The organism is Flavivirga abyssicola (genome assembly GCF_030540775.2).
Classification (GTDB): Bacteria; Bacteroidota; Bacteroidia; order Flavobacteriales; family Flavobacteriaceae; genus Flavivirga; species Flavivirga abyssicola.
Map to the genome: position 1 here is coordinate 4192168 of NZ_CP141266.1, position 17693 is coordinate 4209860.

Here is a 17693-nt window from a genome sequence, read left to right on the forward strand (position 1 = left end):
GACGTTTAATAAAACAAGAAACCAACCAAACTAATTATAACTATAGCTATTGGTATTACAAACATTAAATAGACAAAACTTGAAATGCTGGTTTTTATAAAACTCAAAAACCAACCATGATTGTAAAACCGTTTAATAGCAACCAATAAATAGAAAAAAGTTGATACCACAAGCAGCCAATCTATCCAAGCCGAAATCTCAAAAAAGTTATTTGCTATTAGAATTAAGCTAAAAACAGTGAATAAAAACGAGAAAAAATAAAAGCTAAACACCAGGTGATGTGCATAATGTCCACGTCTATAAAACAACAACTTTAGTATAAAAGCAAAAATCGGTAATAAAACAAATAACGAAATAGGAATCGTATCATAAACCGCTTGTAAAAGTTGTCCGCCATTACGCTGTTTGTAAAACTTAAGAACTTGCATATAGAATTTTCTAGTAATATACCCTGCATCATCACTCATGCCCATTCCCTTATAAACCTTTGCATCAGAGGCATTAATAGCTATCAAAGAATCCACCTTTTTTTGATCAAAATCAAAAGTTAATGTATTCGTTGTCTTTTTTTTGCTACTAGCTTTTATTAAAGAATCCAAAACTTTAACCTCAGACGCTTTCAAACCAGGAATTCCTTTTTCTTTTAAAGGTTGCAAAACACTATCAAGTTCTATAGAATCTAAAACTTGTTGTGCTTTTGCTTTTGTATCATCAGAAATTAAGGGTGTCTTTAATGTTTTCTTCATAGAAGTATCAAAACTTTGCACTTGATCTCGGACTACTACTGTCGACAATAAAAAGAAAAACACAACTGACACAAACAAGTATAATTGAGCAGGATGTAAATACATCAAACGTTTGCCTTCTATAAATTTTTTAGCCAAATACCCTGGCTTAAACAATAAAGGCAAAAAGCTTTTAAAAAAGCGTGCATCAAAGGAAAAATAATTACTTATTGTATTATAAAATAGCACACCAACCGTGAGATCTTCCTTGGTTTGTTGACCGCAATGCGGACAAAACTTAAATGTTTCATCAAATTGATTCTCACAATTTTTACAAGTCTCGAGGGTGGTTTTCATTAAAATAGTTAGTTTTTATAAAAATAGGAATTTTTATAAAACACCTATGAATTCGAACAATGTTTCTTTTTGAGACCGAAACAACAAACACCATTAAACACATAAAAATCAATCACTTACATTTTTGGCACGCAAATTGAAAGCTACTAAACAAACAGCGTAAGCCGAAAAGCTAAAGAGTAGGCAAAAAATTAACCCCATAATCATGAAAATAAAAATTACCCTATTAAGTATTTCGTTTTTTTTAATTGCAGCCTCTAGTTTTGCACAAAAAAAAACGACCCCAAAAAGTATCATAAGCAGTAAAATAGGTATCAAAAAGTATCACGATGGTGAAGAACTAAGACGTATGCAAAAAGGTCAATTATTAGACTTATATGTAGAAAGAATTGAAGTTCTAGCCAATATATTACCATATATAGCTTTTGCCACAAAACCCGGTGTTACTATGTCTACTTTAGGTATCCCTAATAGTAATGATAACAGAAAAGCTCTTGATAATCAAATTGAAAACACTGCTAATTATGTAGAAAACACAATTGAGTTTCAAAAAGTGATTTTACCTTATTCAGATACAAGAAATTTAGTTTCTGCTGTATTGTTTTACGAAGACATAATGAAATCTATTCATACTTACGATGAATATAATTAAGAATATTTATCATACATAGACAACCATTGAACTATAGCGTAAGCCGAAAAGCTAAAGAGTAGGCAAAATAATTAATCCTATAATTATGAAAAGATTAGTACTATTATTCGCAGGTTTGTTAATAGGATTAACAACTGTATCCGCAACAGAGCTAAACCACCAAAAAACAGAAAACAACTTTGATATAACGAAACGTTATCGGTATGCACAACCTATAATGTTTGTAGAACGTGGTATTGAGTTTTTAATTTTTCCTGATGGAAGCTTTGATTTTAATACCGATACTTATAACGATTATTACAATAATTCGTATTACAGAGGAAATTCCAGAAGAAGTTCTGTAAATGTAACCTATGGCACCAGAAAGAAAAAATACAGATACAACCCTTATCGCTACAATAGAGGTGTTTCTATTTCGCATGGTAGAGATGGTAAAGTAAGACGCATTGGTGATGTATATATAAATTATGACAGATACGGAAAAATTAAACGTGCTGGCTCTATATATATGAATTATAACTATAGACACGGAAAACTAAAACAGGTAGGCGGCTTAAGTGTTCGTTATAATCACTGGGGAGGCATTATAAATACACGGGGACAAGTAAAAGGATATAGTGACTACTGCAATTTTTGTGGCGTACAATCTTGTTCTGTAGAGCACACATTTGGAAACAGAGACAGACATCATGACGACCATGACGACGATGATTGGGATGATGATATTTACGATAACGATGATAACTATTACTACTTTAAACAAAATGGTAAAGTGAAAAAGCACCGAAGAAATAATAGCTAATTTATTGAGCTGATTGAAAAAACTCGAAGTCATAAGCTTCGAGTTTTTATTTGTTCGTTTAACGGTTGGTGTAAGGATAGTTTCGTGATTAAGCAACTAACTTAGTAAAAATGGAACGAACCAGAGGAATTTCCACGTAAACAAGAACCAAGCAATTAATTATACACGGTGTTGCCAGTAGTTTTTTATTCCTTTTTATTCAGTTCAATTGCATTTGGACTTTCTGGTAATCCAATTAGTTTATCATTATAAAAGTACATATTATAAAACTCTCCTTTATTCCAACCTTTTAATAAAATACTATCTCCTCTTTTTTCATTCATTCCCATTTCAATTATCTTCAGAGAATCTTTAGAATTTGCCGTCAATTCATATATTCCATAAGTATTTGGGTTATTTGAAATTCTTAATTGAATATTTCGGTTTTCAATTTTGAAGTTATATCTATCTTGAGAATAAGGATGATTTTCAATCCAAGAATTCCAGAAAAATGAAAATATCCAATAACATATTATTGCATTAACAAAGAATAAAATCGAAACCCTTCTTTTAATAAAGAAAGCAATTATTCCAATCAGAATATTCATTCCAAATATTTCAAGTCTGTAAGATTCAACTCCAACAGACATAAAAAAAATCAGGTTTAATGTTGCTAATCCAATATTTCATAAGCAAAATATCGATTAGCAAAATCAGAACACCAATTCCAATTATTAATTTCGTTTCTGATTTCATCATTTTCAAATTACTGGCAACTACATGACATAAAATCGCTTTAATATTCTATATCAAACGCTAAACGAAGTTCGGTAATTTTTCCCACGAAAACAACACGCCCCTTTTCAAGTTAAAAAAGCTATAAACCGTTTAACTATTGATTTACAGTCGTTTAAATATTATCATTCTTTTTTGGCACGCTGTTTGTAATTAACAAAACGTATTCATCCATTAAAACAAATTATTATGAAAAAGTTTATATTCTTAGTAGCTGGTTTAATCCTTACAGGATTCACTGTTAATGCTACCACAACCAATACAGACGCAAATACAACATCTATTTACAGTAGAGGTTATGGCAACTCTTTCATATTTGTAGAGAACGGCATTGAGTTTTCTGTATTCCGTGATGGACAATTTGATTTTAACATACAACGCTACTGTGGTTCCAATGTAAATGTATCCATAGGAACTCCAAATATAAACTTCAGCTTTAATTCTGGATATGATTATAATGCCTATGTTCAATACGATGAATATGGCGCTATCATTCAGATAGAAAACACTCCTATTTATTATGACTATTACGGACGTATTAGTCAGGTGGGAAATATAAATATTTATTACAATAATTTTGGATATGTAAATCGTGTAGGTGGATTATATGTACATTACAACCGATACAATAGTTTCTCACACTGTTCAGGTTTTATAAATGTATATAACAGAAGTTATGTTTACAGACCATGGCACCGTTATTACAGTATTCCGTCTTATGATTACTGTGTTGTTTACAACAGACCTTACAGACGTTATTACAGTCCAGTACGCTATACTTACAACAGACCTTTTTATAATAACTACAAGCCAAGAACAGCTATTGCCAGCAGACGTGGTCACGTTATAACAAGAAATAGAAAATATGCTACTGTAAATAGAAGCACCAGAAATGTAACTCGTATTAACAGAAGTGCTAACACCAGAAGAAGTGTTGCGCAAACAAATAATACAAGACGCAATAGCACTATTAACAGAAATTCTGGAAGAAATTATTCAACAGGAAATAGAAATACTACGATCAGACGCAATAACTCCAGCATAAACAGAAACACTAAAGGCAGTTCGGTTACGACCAGAAATAATACGATAAGACGTAATAGTAACACCAGAAGTACTAGAGATTATGCGCAAAACAATAATAACACTAAAAGAACCAGAGAAAGTGTTAATAGAACAATTAAACCTAGAACTAATAGTGTAAGGACAAAAAAAACAACACATCAACGAAAAAATATCGTTACTCAAAAACCAAGAACACAAAATACACGTACATATAACAGAAACGATAATACTAGAAATACAAAACGAGTAGCAACGCAACGTACTACTCAAAATAAATCTAGAGTAGCGCAACGAAAAAGCGTTAATAGATCTTCTCAAAGTAACAGGCCAAGAGTTACCCAGAGTAGAAGTAAATCTAGCAATAACAATACAAGATCGACTAGTAGAAGACGATCATAACAATTTTGGTTGGTTAGTTTGGAAAGCCCTACGATATGTTTGCCTCAAAGCGACATCGTGGGGTTTTCTGTTTGCACTAAGTATTTATTTAATCTTCAAATAACGCTCAATCTGATTCGAAATATCTTCAGAAAACTTAAACCTATAAATTACAAATAGATATAATACCGTAATTAAAGCAGACTTTAAAGCTATGTTAACGATAGGGACAAAAGGGAATTCCCAAAAATAAAACAGAAAAACACTCAAAGTTATCAAAACAGCTATTCTAAATATATCCTTTGTAAATGGATGGATCTTAAACTTCTGATAAACAAAAAGTAGCTTGATTGAGTCATAGGCAAAAACAGCTATAGAAGTAGCCAGAGCCGCCCCATTTATACCAAATAAAGGAATAAATACAATATTTAAAACAATCATTAAAATAACCAGAGCTACCCCCAAGAATAACACGACTCTATAGTAATCACTATTGAATAAAATAGCATTATTACCCCCTAAAAAGGCATCGTATAGCTTAGTAACACTAATTATTAGCACAACAAAAAGCCCACCCTCAAATTCTTTTGGAATTATATAGTACAACTGATTAATATTCAGTACTATCAAGAGAAATATAAACCCACTAATTATAAATAAATTCAATGAGCTTTTTCTATATAAATCTCCCAGTTCATCCATTTTTTTTTCATTTAAATACTTAGCCGACAAAGGCAGCAGTATTTGATGCATAGACAACTGAGGCACAGCTATAACCGTAGCTATAAATATAGCGACGTTATAATATGCAATCTCCTTAATTTCAACATAATGCCCCAACATGACTTTATCAACATCTAAAAGAATGGTCGCAATAGATCCAGCAATAATTATTAAAAAAGAATATTTTAAAATATTCTTGAGGCCATTCACACGTTTAAATATGATTACGGGAGGCTTGATACTAAATGCGTACACGTTCATAACAAGCATTCTTAAGACATAAACACCAACCAAGCCTATCATAAATTGCTCTACATTAACTACTTTGAAATGTAAAAAAAACAATAATATCATAGTTCCTACTCGATGAAAGACTTCTTTCATAAAGTTTCCAAACACCGTTTGCATTTGCACTTTAGCCCATGCAAAAAACACTTCAAAATAAGCCAACGCGAGAGCAATTATTATAATATGCCATAAATAGTCTTTAATAATAACATTTTTTTGAGATAAAAAACTGCCGATTGCATCATAACATATGTAGTTGAAAAAACTTAAAGGAATAGTAATTATAAATGGCAAAAATAGCATAAGTGTCAAAAAGCTATTTAATGATACACGTGTTTTAAAAGACGAATAAAACTTCACCAATGTATTGTGCACTCCAAAAGCCATTAAAGGCATGATAACATAAGCCAAAGACAGCATATACCCTACCATTCCATAATATTCATCACTAAGGAATTCCGTATAAAGAAACAAGGTGTTAATAGCTCCTACAAAAAAGCCCAAATATGTTGAAAGGACATTTTTAAAAGATTGTGAGGCAACTACTCCCATTAACTTAAACTATTTATTATGCTTATCATTAATTATTTTTTAATTAGCGTTGCTAATTGCTGAGTTAATTGTTTTCTACTATATTTTTGCAAGCCAATTGGGTTTGATTGTAATTTCTTGCCCTTAAACGCTTTATAATATTCTAATATAGTCGTTTTTAGCAATTCATAATCATCGTAATTAAAGTAAGCACCTGTGTTTGTTTCCTTAATAATTTTCTCAACATCTGAAGCCTTAGGTCCTATGGCAAGGATAGGTCTATTTGAAACCATATATTCAAATAGTTTTCCAGGAATAATGCATTTGGTGTCTTCTGAATCTATTTCCACCAACAACAATACTTGTGATTTTTTTTGAAATACAATGGCTTCTTTATGTGAAACATAACCTAATTCAAATGTACAATCACTTAAATTATATTTCTTTATAGTTTTTAACACCTCTTCGCTAACTGCACCAATGAAATTAAGTTGAAAATCTTTTAAAAAGCCATTATTTTCTTTTCTAAGATCGCTTAATACTTTCCACAAAACATCTGGATTTCGTTTTGACAATAAAGACCCTATATGTGCTATTGAAAATTTAACATCCAGATTAAAAGCATGAGTCGCTTCATAATCATATCCATTCGTAATAACCTCAATAGGGCAATTTGTTATTTGCTGAAATTCTTTTTTAGTTGTAAAACTTGTTACAATTATTTGATCAGCAGTATTTAAAACCTGCTTTTCTAAAGCTATATGCTTTTTTTTAGAAGATCTACTTAGTTTTAGCTGTTTATGATAACCAATAGTCGTCCAGGGATCTCTAAAATCAGCCAACCACCTCACTCCTAACCTTTCCTTTAATTGCAAGCCTATAAGGTGCAAACTATGAGGGGGCCCAGTGGTTATTATGGTTTTTATATTATTTTCTGAAATATATTGAGAAAGATAACTCACTGAAGGCTTTACCCAACCAATCCGTGCATCTGGTATAAAGAAATTCCCTCTTATATAAAGCATCACTTTTTCAATAAAACTTTGCTTTTTATTATCTGAAATAATGCCTTTACTTATCGTTTTTGATGATTTTTTTGAAAAAAGTCCGGCTAATTTATAGGGCTCTTTTATGGGCTGTTTTAATATTGTAATATGATTTGAAACTTCAGAAACTAAACTCTCATCTACCAAAGGATAATTAGGGTTTTCTGGAATATAAACGACTGGATCGATATCGAATTCCGGCAAGTACTTAACGAATTTCAGCCAACGTTGCACCCCTGGGCCCCCAGCTGGTGGCCAATAATAGGTAATTATGAGTGTTTTTTTAAGCCCTCTCTGTCCTACGGACATCTCTCCCAAAGGGAGGGTATCACCTTGAGAGGTCATTTTTTTTGAATTCATAGAACAAACCTCCAAGCAGCAATATTCCAAATAAAACAGAACTCGCTAAAGCTATACGACTACCTGTTTTAACAACATCAGGATCAAACTTAAATTCTATTGTATGATTACCTGCTGGTAGCGGCATACCTCGCAAAGTATAATTAACACGTATGTGCGAACGCTCTTCTCCATCTACAAAAGTTTTCCATCCGTTACCATAATATACCTCAGAAAAGACTGCAAAACCTTCGTTTGTATTTTTAGATTTGTACTTTAAATAATTTGGCTTAACCTCCATTAAATCAATAGATGCTAATGAATCAACTACATAATTCGTTTTTAAGTTTTTCAGTTTTTCCAAAGCTTTATGTGATGAATAAACAGCCTTGGTTTTATTCGACAAACTATCTAATTGTTTTATTTCTTCGTTTGCAGATTCAACTTTTTGCAAGCTTTGCACAAACCAAGCGTTACCATTAGCATCATCATTTTTGTAAGAAAACAAACCTTCTTTTTCATCTTGAGCTATAATATACTTTGTATTAAGCATATTAAGAACATTGATATTATTTTGAGAGACATAAAAATCAAAAACTTCTCTATATCGCTTTAATTCCGCAGCATTATAGCCGTTTAGTGAATTATGAAAGTACGAAGGTTTTGAAGGCCCAGAAACTAAATCAAACACTCTAAAATGCGAAGTGTCCTTTAAAATTTCTTTATCAACTTCATTTGCCTGAAATGGCTTATTTACTTTAATTGAGGATACAAAATCATCATTATTAACATAACGCCTGTTAACCCCTACTAAATCAAAAAGAATCAATCCGCAAAACACAACTACCACCCATTTTTCTTTTAACTTATCTCGTAAAAATGCAAAAACAGCGCCCGCAGATAACAATACTAGGATAAGTGTTCGTATAGTATCTTGTGTGAAAATGGTTTTTCTATCTTCTTTAATTGCTCTAACAAAATCCTGACCATAAGCTTGAATATACTGACCATCACTAGCTCCAACAAAATCAAACAATGAAGATTTAAATAACAAGAAGGTAATAGCTAGCCCTCCAGTAATAATTGTTGAATATTTTAACGCTTTTAACTTATCTTCCTTCTTTTCAAAGTCATTAAACAACCTCACTAATCCTAAAATTGCCAAAATAGGAATACATAACTCCAAAATAACCTGTATAGAACTAACTGCCCTAAACTTATTATAAAGTGGTACATAGTCAATAAAAAAATCGGTTAAAACCCCTAAATTCTTTCCATAAGATAATAATAGAGATAATAAAGTACCACCAACAAGCCACCATTTTAGTCGGCCTTTTACAAGAAATAATGCAAAAACAAATAAAAACAAAATAACAGCCCCAATGTATGCTGGCGCTTCAACAATTGGCTGCTCCCCCCAGTACATAGGTGCTCGTTTTGCTTCTTCTAATGCTTGTGTAGTACTAGCTCCTAATTTTCTATAAGCATCATACGTTGCAGAATCTTTACCAAGGTTTTCAAAATTCCCTCCCCCCATGAATCTTGGGATGAAAAGATTAAAAGTCTCAACAATACCATAACTGAATTGGGTAATGTAATCTCTACTTAAGCCAGAAGTCACTGGTTTTGGGGAACCATCAGGGTTTATGGTCAACTCGCTTTTTCCGCGCGTACTTTCTTTCACATATTCCTGTGTTGCCAAAATATTTGTAGCATTCAAAGCTATTGAAAGCACAACAGCAGCAACCAAAATCCCTATCGACTTAAAATAATGTGGTAATATTTTTTTCCTATAGGCATCAATTAAATACGCAACACCTAAAACAATGACTAGTAATAATAGATAATAAGTCATTTGAAAATGGTTAGCTACTAATTCTAACCCCATAGCTACAGTGGTTAGCAAAAACCCTGAAATATATTTTTTTTGAAAGACAAGCAAAATACCACTTAAAACTAAAGGCATATAGGCAATAGCATGTGCCTTACTATTATGTCCTACACCTAAAATGATTATTAAATAGGTTGAAAAACCAAACGCAATGGCCCCTAGTGCAGCAAGCTTAAAGTCAACTTTTAAAACTAATAATAACACATAAAAACTTAATAGGTATAAAAACAGATAATCCGCTGGTCGGGGTAAAAACCGTAGCGTTAAATCTAATTTCTTAATATAGTTATGTGGATATCTTGCGCCCAATTGATAAGTAGGCATCCCAGCAAAAGCACTATTAGTCCAGTATGTTTCCTCCCCTGTTGCAGCTTTAAAATCTTTTTGCTGCTTGCTCATGCCTATATATTGCATGATATCACTTTGAAAGATCTGTTTTCCTTTTAAAACAGGATTAAAATATGCTAATGAAAGTATTACAAATCCTATTAAAATTAATACATGAGGACCTATTCTTTTGATTGAAAATTGCATGAAAGTATTTTAAAAACAATGTTTGTGAAAATTAATCAATTTCTTCGTAATCGACATAATCACCCACATTTTTATTTGAGGTTTTGGTTTTGGGTATTTTATCTATAGTAACTTCGCCTTCTTTTTTTGGCTTTTCCTGTTGTTGATTTCTAAATTGACCAAATTGGTCGCCAAAACGTTGTTCTGCCTTCTTGGCAACATATTTAACAAGAAAAGGAGCAAATAAGCGTGATAAAATTTTTATTCCAAAGTAAATTAAAAGAATGATTAATATCATTCTAACAAAACCTGTTACAGATGCAAATTGTAGCATAAAAATTATTTTTAACAAAAATACAATTCTATACGTTTAAAAAACGTTCAAAAATGATAAAAAAAGTATAAAATATCTATATTTGAAAAAAGTCTTAGGACTAAAATGTTATAATAATGTATTACCAATATGTTACTAATCGCACATTAAACTCTTAATTATGAACCCAATGAAATCTACCTTATGTTTTTTATTGATGTTAATTTCAATTCAAGCATACTGCCAATATACTGATGTCATTAACTCCAATAGACCTGGTGTATCAAGAAGTGCTTTTTCTGTAGGTACGAATGTTGCCCAATTAGAGGTAGGTCCTTATTTTACTAAAGAAAAAAGAACACCTGCTCCGACATACGAAGTATCTGGATTTGGAATTGATTTTGCTGCACGATACGGACTGTTATTTGAAGAGTTAGAGCTAAACATTGAAGGGACTTATCAAAACGACACAAAAACGTTTACATCTAATTTCTCTTCTGAAGAAAAGCGATCTAATTTTAAAACAATTACATTTGGAGCCAAATATCTAGTGTATGATCCTTATAAAAATTCAGAGGATAAAAAACCAAATTTATACAGCTGGAGAGCAAATCACAGCTTTAAATGGAGTTCATTAATCCCTGCAGTATCAGTGTATCTAGGAGCTAATTTTGACACAAAAAACAACCCTTATACAGCACCAGGCGTTGAAGGGTTTAGTCCCAAAATAATGGTAGCCACCCAAAACAATTTTCCTGGAGGATGGGTCTTTGTAATGAACTTAATAAAGGATAGAATTGGATCTGATCAATCAGATTTTCAATATATTTTAACATTAACCCATTCCTTTAGCCCAAAGTGGGTTATTTTTGGTGAAACCCAAGGAATACAGAGCGATTTTTATGCCGACAATCTTTTTAGGTTTGGAGGCGCTTACTTGTTAGGGCGTGATCTTCAATTAGACACAGCATTAACTTTTAATACTAAAGATACGCCATCAGTTTTTGGAATAAACTTTGGAGTATCCTATAGATTAGATTTCCATAAAGACAAAGAACTAAAAGATAAAGATATTGATAATGGTAACTCAGCCAAAGAAGAAGGAAAAAGAAAATCTAGACGCAATAAAAACAAAAAAGATGATGTTGACATAAATGATACAAAAAAACAAAAACGCAAACGAAAAGATATAGATTTTTGATAATGAGCTCATCTTGACTTTTTGTTTTTAACCGAAAATGAGATAAAATTTGTTCAGATGAGGCATTTTTTGCAAGGCATAGCAGTGCTAAGCGTAAAAAAAGTAACAAAATATGGGCGAATTTTAACCATTTTTCAGGAAATAGAAAAAGTCAAGATGAGTTCAATAAATAAGAAGCAACAGCTATCATAGCATATATATGATAATACTTAAAGAAGTACATAAAAAAAAGGACTTAAAAGCTTTTGTTAAATTTCCTTTTAAACTTAACAAAAATTCTAAATATTGGGTACCACCAATTATTAGTGAAGAAATAAAAACCTTTAACAAAAAAGAAAACCCTGTATTTAATGACGCTGAGTCCAGGTTATTTCTAGCATACAAAAATAATGAAATTGTTGGACGCATTGCCGCCATAATAAATTGGTTAGAGGTAAAAAATCAAACTTTAAAAAAAATGCGTTTTGGTTGGTTTGATGTGATCGATGATATCGACGTTACAAAAGTTTTATTAGAGAAAGTTATAGAAATTGGAAAAGAAAACAACCTTGAATTTATTGAAGGCCCTGTTGGATTCTCTAATCTTGATAAAGTTGGTGTGGTAACAGAAGGATTTGATCAAATTGGAAGTATGATTACATGGCATAATCCTCCTTATTATGTGACTCATTTTAAAAAACTTGGTTATGATGTTGCAAAATCGTATTCTGAGAATATTATGGAGTTTAAGAATATTAAACGAGAATCTTTCTCTAGAATACAAGCGTTAATAAAAAAACGTTATCAACTAAGAGCTTTAACTTTTACAAAAAACAAAGATATTCTGCCCTATACGGATGAGATGTTTGATGTGTTTTCTAAATCCCATGCTGTGCTTTCAACATTTGTAGAAATAAATGATGAGCAACGTGAATATTTTAAGAAAAAATTTATTGGCTTCTTAAATCCAGAATATGTAAAATTTGTTTTAGATAAAGATGATAAGTTGATAGGCTTTGGAATAGTTACACCTTCTTACGCAAAGGCTTTGCAAAAAATGAATGGAAAGTTGTTTCCTTTTGGAATAAAACATTTATTACATGCAAAGAAACATGCAAAAACGGTTACTTTTTACTTAATTGGTGTGCTACCTGAATATCAAAACAAAGGTGTTACTGCTATTATTTTTGATGAATTTCATAAAACATTTACAGAAAAGAACATTGAGTTATGTGTAAGAGGCCCTGAATTAGATGACAATGTCGCTATTCAACAAATATGGAAAAACTTTAAACCCGTAGTTAATAAAAGACGTTGCACTTTCAGAAAAGATATTGCATAAAAAAATCCGATTCTATTACGAATCGGATTTTTTATTTATTTTTTTATTAAAATATACTATTATTCACCCATTGCTGCCATTACAGAGGCAGATAAGCGTTTATATGTTCCATTTTCTAATCTAGATCTAATTGCTTCAAAAGCGGCTAGTGTTTCAGATACATCTTCTAAAGTATGAGTCGCAGTAGGTATTAGCCTCAATAGGATCAATCCTTTTGGAATTACAGGATACACGACTATAGAACAGAAAATCCCGTAATTTTCACGTAAATCTCTAACTAAAGCCATAGCTTCTGGTATACTTCCTTTTAAATACACCGGTGTTACACAACTTTGAGTGGTTCCAATATCAAAACCACGATCTTTTAATCCAGATTGCAAAGCATTTACGTTCTCCCAAAGTTTATTTTTAAGTTCCGGCATTGTTTTAAGCATTTCTAAGCGCTTTAAAGCTCCAACAACTAATTGCATTTGCAAAGATTTTGCAAACATTTGAGAACGTAAGTTGTATTTTAAATAATCTATTATTTCTTGATCTCCAGCAATAAATGCTCCCGTACTCGCTAATGATTTAGCAAATGTGGCAAAGTAAACGTCAATATCATCTTGAACACCTTGTTCTTCTCCTGCTCCTGCTCCAGTAGCACCTAATGTACCAAATCCATGAGCATCATCAACAAACAGTCTAAAGTTATATTTCTTTTTAAGAGCTACAATCTCTTTTAATCGTCCTTGTTCACCTCGCATTCCAAATACACCTTCAGAAATCACTAAAATCCCTCCTCCGGTTTGTTCTGCCATTTTCGCAGCTCTGTCTAAATTTTTCTCTAAACTTTCAACATCATTATGTTTATAAGTAAAACGTTTACCCATATGTAAACGAACACCATCAATAATGCAAGCATGTGCATCTACGTCATAAACAATAATATCATCTTTAGACACTAGGGCATCTATAGTCGATACCATACCTTGATATCCGAAGTTTAATAAATATGCTGCTTCTTTTTTAACAAATGATGCTAACTCATCTTGTAATTTCTCATGCAAATCTGTATGACCAGACATCATTCTTGCTCCCATAGGGTAAGCTGAACCATATTGAGCTGCTGCTTCTGCATCTACTTTTCTTACCTCAGGATGATTAGCTAATCCTAAATAATCATTAATACTCCAAGTGATAACGTCTTTTCCTTGAAATTTCATACGGTTAGAAATTTCTCCTTCTAATTTAGGGAACACAAAATAACCTTCAGCCTGGGAAGCCCATTTACCTAATGGTCCTTTGTCCTTATAAATTTTTTCAAATAAATCCTTCATTTAGTATAATCTTATTGCTATTAAAATTAAGACATAACTACATAGGAGTAGCTGCTTTGAGGGTAAAACAAAAACAAATTTAATGTTTAAGTATTGCTACATGTAAGCTTTCTGTCCTTAGTTAGTTATTGCAAAATTAAATATTTATATGGTTTGAGCATAATTTTTACTGCCCAATTATTAATAAAATAAAAAAAGAGATACTATTTTGCCTATACGACAAAACAGTATCTCTTTTTAAAGTAATAATTTATGTTATTTTATATATTGAATATTTTGTGCTGCTGCTTCATTTTTACTATCAAAAAAGCCTTGTTCATTCATCCATTTATCACTGTATACTTTACTCATGTATCTTGACCCGTGATCAGGAAAAATAATAACAATATTATCATCTTCTTTAAACGCTCCTTGCTCACCTAACTGCATTATAGCTTGCATGGCTGCACCGGATGTGTATCCAACAAACATACCTTCAGATTTAGCTATTAATCTAGCTGTGTGCGCGCTTTCTTCATCTGTAACTTTTACAAATTCATCAATAACATCAAAATTTGTAGCGGTAGGAATCAAGTTTTTACCTAAACCTTCAATTCTATAGGGGTAAATTTCTTTTTCGTCAAACTCTCTGGTTTCATGATATTTTTTAATAACAGAACCAAAAGCATCAACTCCAATAATTTTAACTTCTGGATTTTGCTCTTTTAAATACTTTGCCGTACCAGAAATAGTTCCTCCTGTTCCACTACATGCCACTAAGTGTGTTATTTTACCTTCTGTTTGTTTCCATATTTCCGGTCCAGTAGATTTATAATGCGCATCAATATTTAGTTCATTAAAATATTGATTGATATAAACTGAACCCTTTATTTCTTCATGTAAACGTTTAGCCACTTGATAGTAAGACCTAGGATCGTCTGCACTTACGTGTGCAGGGCAAACATAAACTTTAGCCCCCATGGTTTTAAGCATGTCTATTTTATCTGCAGAAGATTTAGAGCTTACAGCCAAAACGCAATCGTACCCCTTTATAATACTTACCATAGCTATACTAAATCCAGTATTACCAGATGTGGTTTCTATAATAGTATCGCCGGGTGATAAAAGTCCTTTTTTCTCTGCTTGTTCAATAATGTATAGTGCTATTCTGTCTTTTGAAGAATGACCTGGATTAAAAGATTCTACTTTGGCGTAAAAATTCCCTTTAAACTTCGAGGCTATTTTATTAAGCTTAATAAGTGGGGTCTGACCTATTAAATCTAATACATTGTCAAAAACCTGATTTTTGTGTTTCATAAATGCTTTTTATAAGCTTTAGGTAATATTACTAAAAATATTTGATACCTAAAACCTGACAAAAATAAAACATTTTTTTATATTACCTATTAATTCCTTCTAAATCTAACAAAAAAGCGTATTCCAAAGAAACTTCTTTCAAGCTTTCAAAACGCCCAGAAGCCCCTCCATGTCCAGAGTCCATATCTGTATGCAATAATAGCTTATTCTCATCTGTTTTTAACTCCCTAAGTTTAGCCACCCATTTAGCGGGTTCCCAATATTGTACTTGTGAATCATGTAACCCTGTCGTTACTAAGATATTAGGATATGATTTTGCTTCTACATTATCGTAGGGAGAATATGATTTCATGTAATTATAATAGTTTAAATCATTGGGATTTCCCCATTCGTCGTACTCCCCTGTTGTTAATGGGATACTATCATCTAGCATGGTTGTAACAACGTCTACAAATGGCACTGCTGCTAAAACCCCTTTATAAAGTTCAGGATTCATATTTATTATGGCGCCCATTAATAAACCTCCTGCAGAGCCCCCATAGGCATATAAGTGTTTGTTTGAGGTATATTTTTGTTCTATTAAGTATTTTGAGCAGTCTATAAAATCATGAAACGTATTTAATTTGGTTAGTAACTTTCCATTTTCGTACCAGTTTCTCCCTAAATACTCACCACCACGAATATGGGAGATTGCATAAATAAATCCTCTATCCAGCAAACTTAAACGAATACTTGAAAATGACGGATCTACAGTAGAACCATAGGAGCCATAAGCGTATTGTAATAATGGGTTTGTTCCATCTAGCTTAATCCCTTTTCTGTATACTAAAGAAATAGGCATTTTTACGCCATCTCTTGCTGTTGCCCAAATTCGCTTAGACTCATAGTTATTTGAACTAAACTTACCTCCTAACACAGCTTGTTCCTTTTTAATTTCTTTCTGTTTAGATTTGAAATTATAATCTATAACAGAACTTGGAGAGGTTAAAGAATTAAAACCGTAACGTAATACATCGCTATCAAAATCGGCATTATTGCCTATATATACTGTGTAAGTCTCAGAATTAAATGGCAATTTATAGTCTTCTGCCCCATCCCAACTAATAATTCGTAAATTATTAAGGCCATTTTCACGTTCGTTTACTACCAAATAATCTTTAAAAATTTCTATATCTTCTAATAAAACACTTTCTCTATGGGGAATAACTTCTTGCCAATAGTCTTTTTGAGTCGTAGTTTCCTTTGTTTTAAGCAATTTAAAATTAGTGGCTCCATCACTATTTGTTACAATATAGAAGTGATCCTCATAATGAGAAATGTTATAATCTAATTCACGAATACGTTCTTGAAACACCTTAAACTCATCATCGGGTGTATCAGCACTCAATATTCTATATTCAGTCGTCAGAGTGCTTGAAACCCCTATAACAATATATTTTCTAGATTTTGTTTTATATACAAATGTGTTAAAAGTTTCGTCTTCTTCATGATAAACTTCAACATCCTTTTTTGTATCTGTATGTAATTTATGTTTTAAAATTTTATGTGATCGCAGCGTAACTTTATCCTTAATTGAGTAAAACAATGTTTTATTATCGTTAGCCCATGTTGCAGAGCCAGTTGTGCTTAAAATTTTATCTGAATAAATTTCACCTGTAATCAAATTTTTAATTTGAATAGTATATTGTCTTCTACTAACTGTATCTGTAGAAAACGCTGCCAATGTATTGTCTGGGCTTATAGCTATGCCCCCTAAATTAAAATAAGCATGTTCTTTGGCCATTTCATTACAATCAAACAAAATCTCCTCTGTAGCGTCTAAATTTTCTTTTTTGCGTACATAAATGGGATAGTCTTTACCTTTTTCATAACGCGTTATATACCAATAACCATTAAGTTTATAGGGAACCGTAGTGTCATCTTCTTTAATTCGGCCTTTCATTTCTTCAAAAAGTTCTTTTTGAAAGGTTTCCGTATGCTGCATCATACCTTTTGTATAATCGTTTTCAGCATTTAAGTAATCTATAACTTCTGGATTATCTCTTTTATTTAACCAATAATAGTTATCAATACGTGAATCACCATGTATTAAAAGTTCTTTTGGTTTTTTAGTAGCTACTGGGGGTTGAATTGTTTTTTTCAAAGAGTATGAATTTATT

Annotated in this window: 14 protein-coding genes; 5 read left to right on the forward strand and 9 right to left on the reverse strand. The window is 31.8% G+C overall.

Annotation, left to right across the window (positions count from 1 at the left end; genetic code table 11):
• Window positions 1-5 precede the first annotated feature (5 nt).
• Window positions 6-1082 carry a DUF3667 domain-containing protein gene (locus Q4Q34_RS17600; RefSeq protein ID WP_303317731.1) on the reverse strand — a complete coding sequence of 359 codons (1077 nt, stop codon included), beginning with the start codon at window positions 1080-1082 and terminating at the stop codon, window positions 6-8.
• Between the two features lie 205 nt (window positions 1083-1287).
• Between Q4Q34_RS17600 and Q4Q34_RS17605 the strand changes: the two genes are divergently transcribed.
• Window positions 1288-1734: a hypothetical protein gene (locus Q4Q34_RS17605; protein WP_135878033.1), complete on the forward strand. Its 447-nt coding sequence runs from the start codon at window positions 1288-1290 to the stop codon at window positions 1732-1734.
• 85 nt (window positions 1735-1819) lie between these two features.
• A complete protein-coding gene (locus Q4Q34_RS17610; RefSeq protein WP_303317732.1) occupies window positions 1820-2536 on the forward strand; it encodes a hypothetical protein in 717 nt (238 codons plus the stop codon).
• Between the two features lie 185 nt (window positions 2537-2721).
• Here the strand turns inward: Q4Q34_RS17610 and Q4Q34_RS17615 are convergent, their stop codons facing one another.
• Window positions 2722-3165 carry a hypothetical protein gene (locus Q4Q34_RS17615; RefSeq protein WP_303317733.1) on the reverse strand — a complete coding sequence of 148 codons (444 nt, stop codon included), beginning with the start codon at window positions 3163-3165 and terminating at the stop codon, window positions 2722-2724.
• 334 nt (window positions 3166-3499) lie between these two features.
• Between Q4Q34_RS17615 and Q4Q34_RS17620 the strand changes: the two genes are divergently transcribed.
• The gene (locus Q4Q34_RS17620) at window positions 3500-4774 is read left to right on the forward strand and encodes a hypothetical protein (RefSeq protein WP_303317734.1); all 1275 of its coding nucleotides are present in this window, start codon (window positions 3500-3502) and stop codon (window positions 4772-4774) included.
• A gap of 84 nt (window positions 4775-4858) precedes the next feature.
• Here Q4Q34_RS17620 and Q4Q34_RS17625 read toward each other — a convergent pair whose 3' ends face one another.
• From Q4Q34_RS17625 to Q4Q34_RS17640, 4 genes are read right to left on the reverse strand one after another with little or no spacing between them, the layout of a single operon-like run.
• Window positions 4859-6316 (reverse strand): oligosaccharide flippase family protein, encoded by a 1458-nt coding sequence (locus Q4Q34_RS17625; protein ID WP_303317735.1) that lies wholly within the window; start codon window positions 6314-6316, stop codon window positions 4859-4861.
• Window positions 6317-6348: 32 nt separating this feature from the next.
• The gene (locus Q4Q34_RS17630; RefSeq protein ID WP_330444556.1) at window positions 6349-7686 is read right to left on the reverse strand and encodes a glycosyltransferase family 4 protein; all 1338 of its coding nucleotides are present in this window, start codon (window positions 7684-7686) and stop codon (window positions 6349-6351) included.
• Entirely contained in the window at window positions 7670-10105 is a 2436-nt protein-coding gene (locus Q4Q34_RS17635; protein WP_303317736.1) for a YfhO family protein, read from the reverse strand. The genes Q4Q34_RS17630 and Q4Q34_RS17635 overlap by 17 nt, the downstream gene beginning before the upstream one ends.
• A gap of 31 nt (window positions 10106-10136) precedes the next feature.
• The gene (locus Q4Q34_RS17640) at window positions 10137-10418 is read right to left on the reverse strand and encodes a DUF4834 family protein (RefSeq protein ID WP_303317737.1); all 282 of its coding nucleotides are present in this window, start codon (window positions 10416-10418) and stop codon (window positions 10137-10139) included.
• A 160-nt stretch (window positions 10419-10578) separates the two neighbouring features.
• Between Q4Q34_RS17640 and Q4Q34_RS17645 the strand changes: the two genes are divergently transcribed.
• Complete coding sequence (locus Q4Q34_RS17645; RefSeq protein ID WP_303317738.1) at window positions 10579-11598, forward strand: transporter; 1020 nt, start codon at window positions 10579-10581, stop codon at window positions 11596-11598.
• A 199-nt stretch (window positions 11599-11797) separates the two neighbouring features.
• Window positions 11798-12919, forward strand: coding sequence for a GTP cyclohydrolase (locus Q4Q34_RS17650; RefSeq protein WP_303317739.1), 1122 nt, complete (start codon window positions 11798-11800; stop codon window positions 12917-12919).
• A 59-nt stretch (window positions 12920-12978) separates the two neighbouring features.
• Here the strand turns inward: Q4Q34_RS17650 and Q4Q34_RS17655 are convergent, their stop codons facing one another.
• The 3 genes from Q4Q34_RS17655 to Q4Q34_RS17665 form a co-directional block, all read right to left on the reverse strand.
• Window positions 12979-14238: an aminotransferase class I/II-fold pyridoxal phosphate-dependent enzyme gene (locus Q4Q34_RS17655; RefSeq protein WP_303317740.1), complete on the reverse strand. Its 1260-nt coding sequence runs from the start codon at window positions 14236-14238 to the stop codon at window positions 12979-12981.
• A gap of 255 nt (window positions 14239-14493) precedes the next feature.
• Window positions 14494-15534, reverse strand: a complete 1041-nt coding sequence (locus Q4Q34_RS17660; RefSeq protein ID WP_303317741.1) for a PLP-dependent cysteine synthase family protein — start codon at window positions 15532-15534, stop codon at window positions 14494-14496.
• Window positions 15535-15616: 82 nt separating this feature from the next.
• Window positions 15617-17677 carry a S9 family peptidase gene (locus Q4Q34_RS17665; RefSeq protein ID WP_303317742.1) on the reverse strand — a complete coding sequence of 687 codons (2061 nt, stop codon included), beginning with the start codon at window positions 17675-17677 and terminating at the stop codon, window positions 15617-15619.
• Window positions 17678-17693: the final 16 nt, after the last annotated feature.

Excerpts from the sequence above, each read along its gene's own strand:
- Q4Q34_RS17600 (WP_303317731.1), bottom strand. The coding sequence starts at position 1,082 with ATGAAAACCACCCTCGAGACTTGTAAAAATTGTGAGAATCAATTTGAT.
- Q4Q34_RS17605 (WP_135878033.1), top strand. The coding sequence starts at position 1,288 with ATGAAAATAAAAATTACCCTATTAAGTATTTCGTTTTTTTTAATTGCA.
- Q4Q34_RS17610 (WP_303317732.1), top strand. The coding sequence starts at position 1,820 with ATGAAAAGATTAGTACTATTATTCGCAGGTTTGTTAATAGGATTAACA.
- Q4Q34_RS17615 (WP_303317733.1), bottom strand. The coding sequence starts at position 3,165 with ATGTCTGTTGGAGTTGAATCTTACAGACTTGAAATATTTGGAATGAAT.
- Q4Q34_RS17620 (WP_303317734.1), top strand. The coding sequence starts at position 3,500 with ATGAAAAAGTTTATATTCTTAGTAGCTGGTTTAATCCTTACAGGATTC.
- Q4Q34_RS17625 (WP_303317735.1), bottom strand. The coding sequence starts at position 6,316 with ATGGGAGTAGTTGCCTCACAATCTTTTAAAAATGTCCTTTCAACATAT.
- Q4Q34_RS17630 (WP_330444556.1), bottom strand. The coding sequence starts at position 7,686 with ATGACCTCTCAAGGTGATACCCTCCCTTTGGGAGAGATGTCCGTAGGA.
- Q4Q34_RS17635 (WP_303317736.1), bottom strand. The coding sequence starts at position 10,105 with ATGCAATTTTCAATCAAAAGAATAGGTCCTCATGTATTAATTTTAATA.
- Q4Q34_RS17640 (WP_303317737.1), bottom strand. The coding sequence starts at position 10,418 with ATGCTACAATTTGCATCTGTAACAGGTTTTGTTAGAATGATATTAATC.
- Q4Q34_RS17645 (WP_303317738.1), top strand. The coding sequence starts at position 10,579 with ATGAACCCAATGAAATCTACCTTATGTTTTTTATTGATGTTAATTTCA.
- Q4Q34_RS17650 (WP_303317739.1), top strand. The coding sequence starts at position 11,798 with ATGATAATACTTAAAGAAGTACATAAAAAAAAGGACTTAAAAGCTTTT.
- Q4Q34_RS17655 (WP_303317740.1), bottom strand. The coding sequence starts at position 14,238 with ATGAAGGATTTATTTGAAAAAATTTATAAGGACAAAGGACCATTAGGT.
- Q4Q34_RS17660 (WP_303317741.1), bottom strand. The coding sequence starts at position 15,534 with ATGAAACACAAAAATCAGGTTTTTGACAATGTATTAGATTTAATAGGT.